The 13,446-nt window shown below is 70.8% G+C and carries 9 protein-coding genes; 7 read left to right on the top strand and 2 right to left on the bottom strand.

All coding sequences use genetic code 11. The annotated features are described in order from the left end of the window. The first annotated feature begins 108 nt into the window (after nucleotides 1-108). The 5 genes from DDP54_RS07120 (at nucleotide 109) to DDP54_RS07100 (ending at nucleotide 5,961) form a co-directional block, all read left to right on the top strand. Complete coding sequence (locus DDP54_RS07120) at nucleotides 109-1,494, top strand: ABC transporter substrate-binding protein (protein WP_109131156.1); 1,386 nt, start codon at nucleotides 109-111, stop codon at nucleotides 1,492-1,494. A gap of 90 nt (nucleotides 1,495-1,584) precedes the next feature. Further along, on the top strand, nucleotides 1,585-2,550 hold the full coding sequence (locus DDP54_RS07115) for a sugar ABC transporter permease (RefSeq protein ID WP_109131155.1): 966 nt from the start codon (nucleotides 1,585-1,587) through the stop codon (nucleotides 2,548-2,550). Beyond that, entirely contained in the window at nucleotides 2,547-3,476 is a 930-nt protein-coding gene (locus tag DDP54_RS07110) for a carbohydrate ABC transporter permease (protein ID WP_109131154.1), read from the top strand. Before DDP54_RS07115 ends, DDP54_RS07110 begins: the two co-directional genes overlap by 4 nt. 4 nt (nucleotides 3,477-3,480) lie before the next feature. Then, the gene (gtfA, locus tag DDP54_RS07105; protein ID WP_109131153.1) at nucleotides 3,481-4,971 is read left to right on the top strand and encodes a sucrose phosphorylase; all 1,491 of its coding nucleotides are present in this window, start codon (nucleotides 3,481-3,483) and stop codon (nucleotides 4,969-4,971) included. A 57-nt stretch (nucleotides 4,972-5,028) separates the two neighbouring features. Beyond that, nucleotides 5,029-5,961: an EamA family transporter gene (locus DDP54_RS07100; RefSeq protein WP_109132417.1), complete on the top strand. Its 933-nt coding sequence runs from the start codon at nucleotides 5,029-5,031 to the stop codon at nucleotides 5,959-5,961. Here the strand turns inward: DDP54_RS07100 and DDP54_RS07095 are convergent. Continuing rightward, a complete protein-coding gene (locus DDP54_RS07095) occupies nucleotides 5,858-6,373 on the bottom strand; it encodes a bacterial proteasome activator family protein (protein WP_109132416.1) in 516 nt (171 codons plus the stop codon). The two genes, DDP54_RS07100 and DDP54_RS07095, sit on opposite strands and share 104 nt — an antisense overlap. 85 nt (nucleotides 6,374-6,458) lie before the next feature. Between DDP54_RS07095 and DDP54_RS07090 the strand changes: the two genes are divergently transcribed. Continuing rightward, the gene (locus tag DDP54_RS07090; RefSeq protein WP_109131152.1) at nucleotides 6,459-7,688 is read left to right on the top strand and encodes an AGE family epimerase/isomerase; all 1,230 of its coding nucleotides are present in this window, start codon (nucleotides 6,459-6,461) and stop codon (nucleotides 7,686-7,688) included. 79 nt (nucleotides 7,689-7,767) lie between these two features. On the opposite strand, the gene DDP54_RS07085 is transcribed toward DDP54_RS07090, so the two are convergent. Further along, nucleotides 7,768-8,760 (bottom strand): NAD(P)H-quinone oxidoreductase, encoded by a 993-nt coding sequence (locus tag DDP54_RS07085; protein WP_109132415.1) that lies wholly within the window; start codon nucleotides 8,758-8,760, stop codon nucleotides 7,768-7,770. A gap of 183 nt (nucleotides 8,761-8,943) precedes the next feature. Between DDP54_RS07085 and DDP54_RS07080 the strand changes: the two genes are divergently transcribed. Beyond that, nucleotides 8,944-13,419 carry a nitrate- and nitrite sensing domain-containing protein gene (locus tag DDP54_RS07080; RefSeq protein WP_109131151.1) on the top strand — a complete coding sequence of 1,492 codons (4,476 nt, stop codon included), beginning with the start codon at nucleotides 8,944-8,946 and terminating at the stop codon, nucleotides 13,417-13,419. Nucleotides 13,420-13,446: the final 27 nt, after the last annotated feature.

The following is a 13,446-nucleotide window of genomic DNA, read 5'->3' as shown; positions in this document are numbered from 1 at the left end:
CTGCAGCGAAGCGTGACCCTGACCAGCGCGGAGATGTGTTCACCAGCCTTGACCGGCACCGATCGGCCGGACCGGCTCTGATCGGCACTGCAATGACGCGGAGGTCACATGAACGGCAAGCGCAGGCACACAGGGCGCATCGCAGTCGCGACGGGGGCGAGCCTCCTCATGCTGCTCGCAGCGTGCTCGAGCGGCGGCACGAGCTCGACCACGACCACAGGAGCCACCAGCGGCACGACGGCGAGCGGCGAGTGTGCCGCGTTCGCTGCGTACGGGGACCTGAAGGGCAAGACGGTCGATGTCTACACGGGCATCGTCACGCCCGAGGACCAGCCATACATGGACTCGTACAAGCCCTTCGAGGACTGCACGGGCGCGAAGATCAACTACGTCGGTGACAAGGCCTTCGAGACCCAGATCCTGGTCCGGGCCAAGGCCGGGAACCCGCCGGACATCGCGATCGTCCCGCAGCCGGGCCTGCTCCAGCAGCTCGTCGCGACCGGTGCGGCCAAGCCCGCCCCGCAGGCAGTGTCGGACAACGTCGACAAGTTCTGGGGCGCGGACTGGAAGGCCTACGGCTCGGTCGACGGCAAGTTCTACGCCGCTCCCTCGGGTGCCAGCGTGAAGTCGCTGGTCTGGTACTCCCCGTCGGAGTTCACGGACAACGGCTACAAGGTCCCGACGACGCTCGACGAGCTCAAGAAGCTCTCGGACACCATCGCGGCGACCGGCAAGAAGCCGTGGTGCGCGGGCATCGGCTCCGGTGAGGCCACCGGCTGGCCGATCACCGACTGGATGGAGGACTTCATGCTCCGTCTGTCGGGACCTGACGTCTACGACCAGTGGGTCACCCACAAGATCGCGTTCAACTCGGCAGCCCCGACCGCCGCGCTCGACGCCGTCGGCTCCTACCTGAAGAACGACGCATACGTCAACGGCGGGCTCGGCGACGTGAAGAGCATCGCGACCACGACGTTCCAGGACGGCGGCCTGCCGATCCTCGACGGCAGCTGCTCGTTCCACCGCCAGGCCAGCTTCTACGCCTCGAACTTCCCGAAGGGCACGAAGGTCGCCGAGGACGGCGACGTCTACGCGTTCTACCTCCCGGGCGTCAAGGCAGCTGACCACCCCGTGCTCGGCGGTGGCGAGTTCAACCTGGCGTTCTCCGACCGTCCCGAGGTGCAGGCCTTCCAGACCTACCTCTCCTCGGACCTCTGGGCGAACACCAAGGCGAAGATCAGCTCGGAGTCGACCGGTGGCGGCTGGATCAGCGCCAACAAGGGTCTCGACGTCGCGAACCTGACCAACCCGATCGACAAGCTGTCGGCGACGATCCTCCAGGACCCCAAGACGGTGTTCCGTTTTGACGGTTCTGACATGATGCCCGCAGCCGTTGGTTCGGACGCCTTCTGGAAGCAGGCGACGGCCTGGATCACCGGCCAGAGCACCCAGGACACGGTGGACAAGATCGAGGCCGCCTGGCCGAAGTCTTGACCTGACAGGCGCAGTCTGGTGTCCGGGTGGGTGTGCACCGCACGCCCACCCGGACGCCTGTCCGTTCTCCCGATGACGTGAGGAACTCGGATGGAAGTTACCGGCAAGCTCTTGACGATGGTGCTGGCGATCCTGCTGTTCGTCGCCGTGGTGGGGCTGATCCTCTTCATCGCCGGCAAGGTCGAGCACAGGCGCGGCAACCGCGTCGCTTACGTGTTCCTCTTCCCGTCGCTCGTGATGCTGGCCGTCGGGCTCCTCTACCCCGCGGCGCGCACGATCTACCAGTCGTTCTTCGATGCCGCAGGTAAGGCATTCATCGGGCTCGACAACTATCAGACGATCTTCACGTCGTCCGACCAGCTCCTCGTGCTGCGCAACACGGTGCTCTGGGTCGTGGTCACGCCGTTCGTCGCCACGGCGGTCGGACTGCTCTACGCGATCCTTGTCGACGGCGCCCGCGCCGAGGCGCTGTCGAAGGCGCTGATCTTCCTGCCTATGGCCATCTCGATGGTCGCGGCGTCGATCATCTGGAAGTTCGTCTACGCGTTCCGGCCCGACCAGCCGGGCATCAAGCAGATCGGACTCCTCAACCAGGTGGTGGTCTGGCTCGGCGGCACGCCCCAGCAGTGGACCCTCAACGCCCCCCTGAACACGTTCTTCCTCATCATCGTCATGATCTGGATCCAGGCCGGGTTCGCGATGACCTTGCTGTCCGCCGCGATCAAAGCGATCCCCGACGACATCATCGAGGCGGCTCGGCTCGACGGGGTCAACGCCTTCGGGATGTTCCGGTTCGTCACGCTGCCGAGCATCCGTCCGTCGGTCATCGTGGTCCTCACGACCATCGGCATCGGCACCCTGAAGGTCTTCGACATCGTCCGGACGATGACCGGTGGCAACTTCGACACCAACGTCATCGCGTACGAGTTCTACCGGCAGACGTTCAACGCCTCCAACCAGGGCCTCGGTGCGGCGCTGGCTGTGCTGCTGTTCATCCTCGTGATCCCGATCGTCGTCTACAACATTCGTCAGCTTCGGGCATCGGAGGCACGATGAGCGCCACCCTTCCCCCGATCGAGGTCACGCCTGAGCAGCGTGCCACCCTCGCGGGCTCCACGACGGCCCGTGCCGCGGCAAACGCGAAGAAGCGACTCACGTCCCCGCTGGCGTCGGTCATTGCGGTGCTGCTCGCCGTGCTGTGGACGATCCCGACCTTCGGGCTGCTGATCACCTCGTTCCGGCCCGAGAAGGCGATCAAGACCACGGGCTGGTGGACGTTCTTCTCCGACCCGCAGTTCACGTTCGACAACTACTCGTCGGCGATGAACTCGTCGGGAACGACGGGTATGGGGACCGCGTTCATCAACTCGATCATCATCACCATCCCGTCCGTCGTGATCCCGATCTGCCTCGCCTCGCTTGCGGCGTACGCGTTCGCCTGGATCGACTTCAAGGGTCGGGACTTCCTGTTCGTCCTCGTGTTCGCGCTGCAGATCGTGCCGCTGCAGGTCACCCTGCTCCCCCTGCTCACCCTGTACGTCAAGGCGCACCTCGCGGGCACGTTCTGGACCATCTGGCTGTCGCACTCGGCGTTCGCGCTCCCGCTCGCGATCTTCATCCTGCACAACTTCATGAAGGAGATCCCGAGGGAGCTCATCGAGGCCGCGCGCATGGACGGCGCCGGGCACGTGAAGATCTTCTTCCAGGTCATGCTCCCGCTCCTCACCCCCGCGCTCGCGGCCTTCGGGATCTTCCAGTTCCTGTGGGTGTGGAACGACCTGCTCGTCGCGCTGACGTTCGCCGGTGGCGGGAAGGTCCAGCCGATCACGGTGGCTCTCGCCAACCTCAGCGGCACACGTGACACGGCGTGGCACCTGCTGTCGGCGGGCGCGTTCATCTCGATCATCGTGCCGGTCGCGGTGTTCATCTCGCTGCAGCGGTACTTCGTCCGAGGGCTCCTCGCCGGTGGCCTGAAGGGCTGAGGACATGCAGCTCATCGCGTACGCGGACAGGCTCGGGGGGAGCCTGTCCGCGTTGCGCGACGTCCTCGACGGTCCGCTCGCCGGGCTGTTCACGGGCGTGCACGTCCTGCCGTTCTTCACGCCGTTCGACGGCGCCGACGCGGGGTTCGACCCGGTCGACCACACCGCGGTCGACCCGCGCCTCGGGTCGTGGGACGAGGTCCGGGCGCTCGCGGACAAGTACACGGTGATGGTCGACCTCATCGTCAACCACGTGTCGGCGGACTCAGCGGAGTTCCGCGACGTCCTGGCTCGCGGGGACGCGTCGCCGCATGCGGGCATGTTCCTCACGATGTCCGACGTCTACCCGGATGGCGCGACCGAGACCGAGCTCGTCGGGATCTACCGGCCGCGCCCGGGGCTCCCGTTCACGGTGCTGACGCTGGGGGACCGTCGGCGGCTCGTGTGGACGACGTTCACGAGCCAGCAGATCGACCTGGACCTGACCGACCCCGCGGCCCGCGCGTACCTGGACCGCGTGCTGACCACGCTGGCCGACGCCGGCGTCACGATGGTGCGGCTCGACGCGGTCGGCTACGCGGTCAAGACGGCCGGCACGTCCTCGTTCATGACCCCGCAGACGTTCGCGTTCATCGACGAGCTCACAGCCCGGGCGCGCGAGCTCGGGATGCAGGTGCTCGTCGAGATCCACGCGCACTTCGAGCGGCAGATCGCGATCGGGTCGGCGGTGGACCGCGTGTACGACTTCGCCCTGCCGCCGCTGCTGCTGCACGCGCTGTCGACGGGGGATCCCGCTCCGCTGCACCGCTGGCTCGACGTGCGCCCCGCGAACGCCGTGACGGTGCTCGACACCCACGACGGCATCGGCGTGATCGACGTGGGGTCCGACCAGATGGGCGAGGGGCGCCCGGGCCTGCTGACCGACGACCAGGTGCACGCGCTCGTCGAGGGAATCCACGAGCGCTCGGGTGGCCAGTCGCGGCAGGCGACCGGGTGGGCCGCGTCCAACCTGGACGTCTACCAGGTCAACTGCACCTACTACGACGCGCTCGGTCGCGACGACACCGCCTATCTCATCGCGCGCGCGGTGCAGCTCTTCACGCCCGGGATCCCGCAGATCTACTACGTCGGCCTGCTCGCCGGGCACAACGACATGGACCTGCTCGCCGAGACCGGCGTCGGCCGTGACATCAACCGGCACCGGTACACGCCCGACGAGATCACGCGCGAGCTGGCCCGCCCGGTCGTCGCCGCGCTCGCGGGCCTCATCCGGTTCCGCACGGCCCATCCGGCCTTCGCCGGCACGTGCGAGGTGAGCGGTCAGGGCGACACGTTGACGCTGACCTGGACCGACGGTGGCCAGTCGGCCTCGCTGACCGTCGGGTTCGGGGCCCCGCACGCGACGCTCACGTGGACCACTGCCGACGGCGCGACCCGTGCGTGCGACGACCTCCTCGCCCTGTCCGAGCTCTGGCCGCCCGCTTCGCCCGCGTGAGGTAGCGCGCACTAGCGTGTGGGCGTGCCCCTCCGCCCCGGTCAGGTCCTGGACGGGGTGCCCGCGCCCGCGCTGTTCGTCGCATCCGGGCTGACGCAGTACCTCGGGGCCGCCGTCGCCGTCGGCCTGTTCGGCCAGCTGCCGGCTGCGACCGTCGCGTGGCTGCGGATCATCGTGGCCGCCGCGGTGCTCATCGTCTGGCGCCGCCCGTGGCGGACCCGGTGGGAGCGCGCGGACCTGGTGGCGATCGCGCGGTTCGGCCTCGTGCTCGCCGGCATGAACGTCGCGTTCTACATCGCGATCGACCACCTGCCGCTCGGCACCGCCGTGGCGATCGAGTTCCTCGGCCCCGTCGCGGTCGTCGCCGTGACCGGCCGCGGCTGGCGCGAACGCGCGGCGATCGTGCCAGCGGCCGTCGGCGTCGTGCTCCTCGCCGGGGTCACGCTGCGGACGCAGGGCGGGCGGAGCGTCGTCGTCGGGCTGGTCGCGATCCTCGTTGCGGCCGCGCTGTGGGCCGGGTACATCGTGCTCGGGCGGCGGGTCGCGAACCGGGGGGCGCACGGTCAGGGCGTCACGTCGCTCGGGCTCGCGATGGCGGCGGGCGGTCTCGTGTTCGCACCGTTCCTCGCGGGCGGCGCGCTCCCCGTGCTGCACGACGTGCGGCTCGGTGGCCTCGTCGTCATGATCGCGGTCTTCTCCTCGGTCGTGCCCTATGCGGTCGAGCAGGTCGTGCTGCGGCGCGTGAGCGCGGCGACGTTCGCCGTCCTGCTCGCCCTGCTGCCCGCGACCGCGGCCGTCGTGGGCGCGGCGACGCTGCGCCAGCTGCCGCACTGGCTCGACCTCGTGGGCCTGCTGCTGGTGTCGTGCGCGATCGCGCTGACGTCGCTCAGAGGTACTGGCCCGGCCCGTCGTGCTCGCCGCCGGGCACCTGCTGCACCGACAGGATCTGCGCGCCCGGACCGCCCGGGATCGCCCGACGCATCTGCGTGAGCTGTGCCTGCGCAGCCATCTGCTGCGCGACGAGCGCGGTCTGGATGCCGTGGAACAGCCCCTCGAGCCAGCCGACCAGCTGGGCCTGGGCGATCCGCAGCTCGGCGTCCGACGGCGGACGGTCGTCGTCGAACGGCAGCGTGATGCGGTGCAGCTCCTCGAGCAGGTCGGGGGAGAGCCCGTCCTCGAGCTCCCGCAGCGACCGCTCGTGCACCTCGGCGAGCCGGGCTCGGGCGTTGTCGTCGAGCGGCGCGCTGCGGACCTCGTCGAGCAGCTGCTTGACCATCGTCCCGATCCGCATGACCTTCGCGGGCTGGCCGACCATCACCGACGGGTCCTCCTGGGGGGAGTCCTCACCGGCCTGGACCACCACCGGCTCGTCATCGGTCCCGCTCGGGGTGCTCTCGCTCATGAGCGCATTGTCGTCGGTTCGGGTGCGGCCCGCACGGTGCGGAGCCTCGCGCACCCGACCTGCACCGCGACGCTAGGGTTGAGACATGACCTGGCTGACGATGCCCGCCCACGCCCGTTGGCTCGAGCAGGAGACGGACCGGCTGCTGTCGTTCGGCGTCGCCTCCCGGCGCGAGACCGGTGGGTTCGCCCGGCTCGACGACGACGGTGCCCCGGTCGCCGGTCCGACGGAGCTGTGGATCACGTGCCGGATGACCCACGTCTACGCCCTCGGTGTGCTGCTCGGCCGGCCGGGCTCGGCGGCGCTCGTCGACCACGGGCTCGCGGCTCTCGACACGGTCTTCCGCGACGCGCAGAACGGTGGCTGGTTCACCGAGATCGGTCCCGACGGCGCGACCGACGACACCAAGACCGCCTACCCCCACGCGTTCGTGGTCCTCGCGACGGCGAGCGCGACGGCCGCCAACCGTCCCGGCGCGCGCGCGCTGCTCGACGAGGCGCTCGCGGTCTCCGAGCTGCGGTTCTGGGACGACGAGGCCGGCATGGCCGTCGAGAGCTGGGACCGCGCGTTCACGACGCTCGACCCGTACCGCGGCGTCAACGCCAACATGCACACCGTCGAGGCGTACCTCACGGCGGCCGACGTGACGGGCCACCGGATCTGGCTGGACCGCGCGGTGCGGGTCATCGAACGAGTCGTCCACGGGTTCGCCCGCGCGAACTCGTGGCGCATCCCCGAGCACTTCACGAGCGACTGGCACCCGAACCTCGAGTACAACATCGACGCCCCCGCCGACCCGTTCCGGCCGTACGGCGCGACGATCGGGCACTGGCTCGAGTGGTCGCGCCTCACGCTGCACGCACGCGCCGCGATCACGGCGCGCGGCGACGTCGCCCCCCTGTGGATGCTCGAGGACGCCATCTCGCTCTTCGACGCCGCGGTCGCGGAGGGCTGGGACGTCGACGGCGCACCCGGCTTCGTCTACACGGTCGACTGGGAAGGCATGCCCGTCGTGCACGAGCGCATGCACTGGGTGGTGGCCGAGGGCATCGGGGCGGCAGCCGCGCTGCACGCCGCGACCGGCGACGAGCGCTTCGACACCTGGTACGCGACCCTGTGGGACTACGCGGCCCACTACCTGATCGACCCGGTCGGCGGCTCGTGGTGGCACGAGCTCGGCACGGACAACCGGGTGTCCCGGACCGTCTGGGCGGGCAAGGCCGACCTGTACCACTCCGTGCAGGCCACGCTGATCCCGCGGCTGCCGCTGACCCCGGTCATCGCCCCCGCGCTGGCGGCCGGCGCGCTCGACTGAGCTCCGGCTCGACTGAGCTCCGGCTCGACTCGGCTCCGGCTCGACCGACCCCAGCGACGGTGTGACGGCTGCTCGCGCGTCAGGGCACGAGCAGGAGCTTGCCGAAGACTGCACCGGACTCGAGCATCCGGTGGGCGTCGCCGGCCTGGTCCAGGGGCAGTCGGGCGTGCACGACCGGCCGCACCCTGCCGTCGTCGAGCATCGGCCACACGTTCGCCCGCACGGCCGCGACGATCGCGGCCTTCTCGGCCGCCGGCCGGGACCGCAGCGTCGTGCCGGCCACCGTCAGGCGGCGGGCGAGCAGGAGCCCGAGGTCGATCTCGGCGCGGGCGCCACGCTGGAGGCCGATCACGACGAGGCGGCCACCCGTTGCGAGCATCGCGAGGTTGTCGGCAAGTCCGCCCGCCCCCAGCACGTCGAGGACGACGTCGACCCCACGACCGTCGGTCGCTGCCAGGACGGCGCCCACGACGTCGTCCACGTGGTGGTCGATCGCGAGCTCTGCGCCGAGCTGACGGCACCGCTCGGCGCGTTCGGTCGATCCCGCGGTGGTGATGACCCGCGCGCCGAGCGCCGCCGCGATCTGCACCGCGACGGAACCGACCCCGCCCGAGCCGCCCTGCACGAGCACTGTCTGTCCGGCCCGGAGGCCACCGGTGTCGACCAGGTTCGTCCATGCGGTGCACACGGCCTCGGGGAGCGCGGCCGCATCGACGAGTGTCACCGAGGCGGGCACGGGCAGCAGTTGACCTGCGGCGACGGCAACACGTTCGGCATACCCGCCGCCCGCGAGAAGGGCCGCGACCTGGTCCCCGATCTGCCATCCGCCGGCGTCGGACAGGGCGGCGTCCGGGCCGAGGCCGACGACGATTCCTGACACCTCGAGACCCGGCCAGGCGGGAGCTCCCGGCGGCGGCGGGTAGAGCCCGGCCCGCTGCAGCAGGTCGGCGCGGTTCACCCCGGCAGCAGCGATCTCGACGACGACCTCGCGGGGTCCGGGCACCGGATCGGGGACCTCGGCCACCTCGAGGGACTCGTACCCACCAGGGGACCTGACGACGACTGCGCGCATCCACCGAGAGTAGGTCGCCAAGACTTGGTGCACGGGTGGGTGAGGTCGTGACAAACTCACGTCCGGGCTAATGGTCTGCTGTCCAGCAGCCGATGACATGTCAGCGGTGACCCGTCCCTTGTGGGCTGGGCCGCCGGGCGTCGTCGGTGCGACGCCCGAGCCGGTTGAGGGAGAGAGGTCGACATGCTGCGCAGGCTTGGCATCCGCGCCAAGGTTCTGGCGGTTCTCGCCGTGCCCATCATCGTGCTGCTCGCGGCAGGTGCGTACATCTCGGCCAACGCCATCCAGAAGGCCCAGATGGCAGCAGCGTCCTCCAGCGTCGTCGCGACGCTCGATGCCTACGGGCCTCTGAGCGCAGCGCTCCAGACGGAACGTGCGCTGTCGACATCGACGGTCCGGGACAAGGGCGCGGTGGCACAAGCGCGCTCTGTCACCGACAAGGCGCTCGCCGCCGTCAAGCCGTTCACGGCGTCCGTCGACCTGAGCAAGTTCCCGACCGCGGTCGTCCAGATGTTCTTGGCGTCCCAGCAGGCCCACAACGTCGACCTGCTGGACGTCCGCAAGGCCGTCGACACCGACACGAACGCGACGGTCATCGCGAACAAGTACGACGGGATCATCGCGAGCCAGATCGACCTCGTCGGTCAGATCTCCGAGGCGCTCGACAACCGCGAGCTCGCGGGCTACATCAAGGCGTACCACTCGCTCGGGCAGACTGCCGACAGCCTCTTCGCCGAGTACTCGCAGGGTCTCGGGATCATCGGCAGCAAGGCCCAGTCCGCCTCCGCGGTGCGAGACTTCAACACCCAGACCTCCACGACCGAGGTCTACCGCACAGGTCTGCACCTCGACATCGAGGCCATCGGCAACCCCCAGCTCGTGCTCTCGAAGTCCGACCCGACCTCGTCGTTCACTCGTGAGCGCGTGCTGATCGCCTCCGGCATCTCCGGCGCGACCATCGGCGTCGACCCGGCGGACTGGTCGGTGGACATCCAGACGCAGCTCAAGCACCTCGACGCGTTCCGGGCGGACCTGCTCACCCGGGCCCTCGATGTCGCCCAGTCCGACGAGGCGGCCGAGCGCAACACCGCGTTGGTGACGATCGCGGCCTCGGTGCTCGCCACCGTGCTGTCGCTGCTCTTCGCCCTCGTCGTCTCCCGAAGCATCGTCATCCCGCTGCGGCGCCTCACGGTCGCGACGGCCGAGGTGCGCGAGCAGCTGCCGACCCTCGTCGAGCAGATGGCCGTCCCGGGCCAGGGCCCGTCCCTCGAGCTCGTGCAGATCCCGGTGACGTCGTCCGACGAGGTCGGCAAGCTCGCCGCCTCGTTCAACGCGGTCAACTCGACGACCCTGCAGATCGCCCAGGAGCAGGCCGCCCTGCGTGGGTCGATCGCGGAGATGTTCATCAACGTCGCGCGCCGCGACCAGGTGCTCCTCAACCGGCAGCTGTCGTTCATCGACTCGCTCGAGCGTTCCGAGGAAGACCCGAACGCCCTCGCGAACCTGTTCCGCCTCGACCACCTCGCCACCCGGATGCGCCGCAACGCCGAGTCGCTGCTCGTCCTGGCCGGCATCGACAGCGGTCGCCGCGTCCGCGACGCGATGCCGCTGTCCGACGTGGTCCGCACCGCCTCGTCCGAGATCGAGCAGTACGACCGCATCGAGCTCGAGCTTGCGGTCGACCCGCAGATGCACGGCTTCAACGCCCTCGGCGCGGCCCACCTGCTCGCGGAGCTCTTTGAGAACGCCACCGTGTTCTCCGAGCCTGAGACGCCAGTCGAGGTCAAGACGGGTGTCGTCCGCGACCACGTCGTCGTCCAGATCGTCGACCACGGCCTGGGCATGTCCACCACGGAGCTCGAGGCCGCGAACCTCAAGATCCGGTCGACGTCCGCAGCCGACTCGCTCGGCGAGCAGCGCCTCGGCCTCTTCGTCGTCGGCCGTATCGCGAGCCGCCTCGGCGCCTCCGTCGTGCTCGCCAAGGGCTCGACAGGTACCGGCACGGTGACGACCGTCAGCTTCCCCGCGACGCTCTTCGAGACGAGCGAGGGTGCGCTGTACGGCACTCGGCCCGTCCAGTCGACTGCGCAGATCCAGGAGTCGGTCGTTGCCGACGCACCGCTCGCCGAGGCCGTCGACCTCGCGATGCTCACCGACGGCGAGACGTCGCTCGGTCTGCCCCGTCGCCGCCAGCGGTCCGACGAGGACTCCGCGGAGATCGCACTGCCCGGCGTCCGGGCGCTGCAGGGTCGCCCCGGCAAGACGTTCGACGAGAGCAAGATCGTCCTCCCGGGACTCGCCGAGGCGACCCTGGCCCCCGAGCTGTCGACCCGGGGAGCCGACTGGACGCCCGCCATCAGCGCAGCACCGTCGGGTGGCGGCCTGCCCAGCCGGTCGCGCGCCACCAGTGCGTGGCAGGCGCCCGCAGACGCCGCGGCCGCCCCCGCGGCTCCGGCCGCACCCGAGGCTCGCGCCGGACTGTTCTCCGGGTTCCGCACCCGTGGTGAGCTGCCCGCGCCCGCTCCGGCGGACGTGCCGGCAGTTCCGCACCAGCACACCGAGAGCGAGCTGCCCTCGGCCTTCACGATCCCGGGTCTCGCGCCCGACGACGACGACGACGCACCCGTCGAGGAGGCCCCGCAGTGGGCCCCCACGTGGGCGCAGTCTGCGGAGCCCCTGCTCGGCGCACGGACGATCGAGCCGGACGCCACCGAGGAACTGGCCGGTGGCTCGCACGAGCACCTCGGCCACCCGGTGGAGCCCGTCGAGGCATGGTCACCCGTGCAGGCCTGGGACGAGCCCGTCGACGAGCAGCCCGCGGCGTTCCGCACGGTGGACCACGGAGCGCACGCGGCCCCGACCGGCTCCTGGGACGCGCCCGCGGCAGCCTGGTCCGACGCGCCGGCGCAGGACGTCGTCGCGGACGCGGTCGAGCCGCACGTAGAGCAGCCCGCGGAGTACGTAGAGCAGCCCGCGGAGTACGCCCCGCAGCCCGTCGTCGCCGAGGTGACGCACGAGCCGCACCTCGTCACGCCGCCCTCCTCGTACTCGGAGTTCAGCGCGTTCAGCGGCTCCGACGACCGGAGCTCGCGCTACAGCACCTCCGGTCGCTCCGACTTCGCCCCCATCGGCTTCGGTCCGGTGCTCGACGAGGCACGTGCCTGGAACGCCGGCGAGCCTCACCATGAGCCCGTCGTGGCCCCCGAGCCGGTCGCGATCTCTCAGGTGCCCGCCGAGCCCGTCGCCGAGCAGCCGGCATGGGACGCGCCCGTCGTCGCTGACCACACCTGGGACGCCCCGGCACCTGCAGCTGACGCCGACTGGAGCGCGCCTGCCCCTGAGGCCGCATGGGAGGCTCCCGCTCCCGCTCCTGCTCCTGCTCCCGAGGCTGCGTGGGAAGCCCCCGCTGCCGAGGCCGCCTGGGACGCACCCGTCGCGCAGTCCGCGTGGCAGATGCCCGTATCCGACACCGCCTGGCCGGCGCCCGACGGCGAGGCGCAGTGGACCGCGCCCGAGGTCGAGCCGCAGCAGGCGAGCTGGACCATCCCCGCCCTCGCCGAGGACGAGCCCGTGGCCGTCGAGGCCCCGGCACCCGTCGAGGCGACCGCGCCGACCGAGCGGCTCGACCCGGTCGAGGCCGAGCTGCTCGCCGAGTCGGCAGCGCGTGAGCCGGACCCCTTCGCGGCGCCCCACGTCGTGACGGGCACGCCCGCCTGGGCCGCCACGACCGCGCCCGCTGCCCAGCCGCTGCCGGACTTCACCCAGCTGCTCCAGGGTTCGCAGCCGGCCGCTGACCAGTCGAAGGCCGGTCGCCGCAAGTGGGGCATCTTCGGCAAGCGCAAGGCTGACGAGGCGGCGGCTCCGGCCGCGGCCGGAGCCGCGGCCCCGGCGTCGAGCTTCGCGCGTCCGTTCGAGCCGACGTTCGCACCGGCCCCGGTCACCGAGCAGCCGCAGCGCTCGTCCGCCTGGTCCGCTGCCGAGACTGCCGCTCCTGCGCCGTTCATCCGCCCGAACGAGACGTTCCCGTCTCCGGAGCAGGCGCCCGCGCCGACGGGGTTCCCCGCGATCCCCGAGTCCGTCCGCACGTCGACGAACGCCACGTGGTCGCCGCCGTCCGAGCCGGTCGAGCAGGCGCCTCTGCACGGCGCTCCGCACCAGGTCGGGTCCTTCTTCGGGTCCCGTACCGCTCCGGCGCGGCCGGCCACACCGTCCTGGTCGCCCGACCACGCCCCGCGCGCCGCCGAGCCGAGCGCCCCGCAGCCCGCGTCGCAGCCGTCGGCCCCGCACCGCATCGGTGCGCTCGACGACGAGGTCGCGGCGATGCTCGCGCTCCGCTCCGACATCCAGGAGCAGGCGTTGTCCGAGCTCAGCCAGCTGTCGGCGTACCGTCCGAGCGCGCCGACCAGCGGCTCGACCAGCGCCTCGCTCGCGAAGCGCGTGCCGCAGGAGATCCCCGCCTCGCCGGAGTTCGTGCAGGCGGTGGTCGGGACACCCGATCGCGACGCCGAGCAGCTCCGCTCGCGATTTGCGAGCTACCAGTCCGGGACCGCACGCGGTCGCCGGGCAGTGGTGGAGCCCACCGGGCCGGCCACGCGCGTAGACGACGACCCCTTGGTCGATACTGACCAGGCGAACACCCCGCCGGCACCGTCATGGTGACGACATTGACCGCAGTCAACTCCGGCT

It is taken from the genome of Cellulomonas sp. WB94 (assembly GCF_003115775.1).
Taxonomy (GTDB): domain Bacteria; phylum Actinomycetota; class Actinomycetes; order Actinomycetales; family Cellulomonadaceae; genus Cellulomonas_A.
Note: the sequence above shows the minus strand (reverse complement) of the source record. Positions and strands in the feature narration are given on the sequence as shown.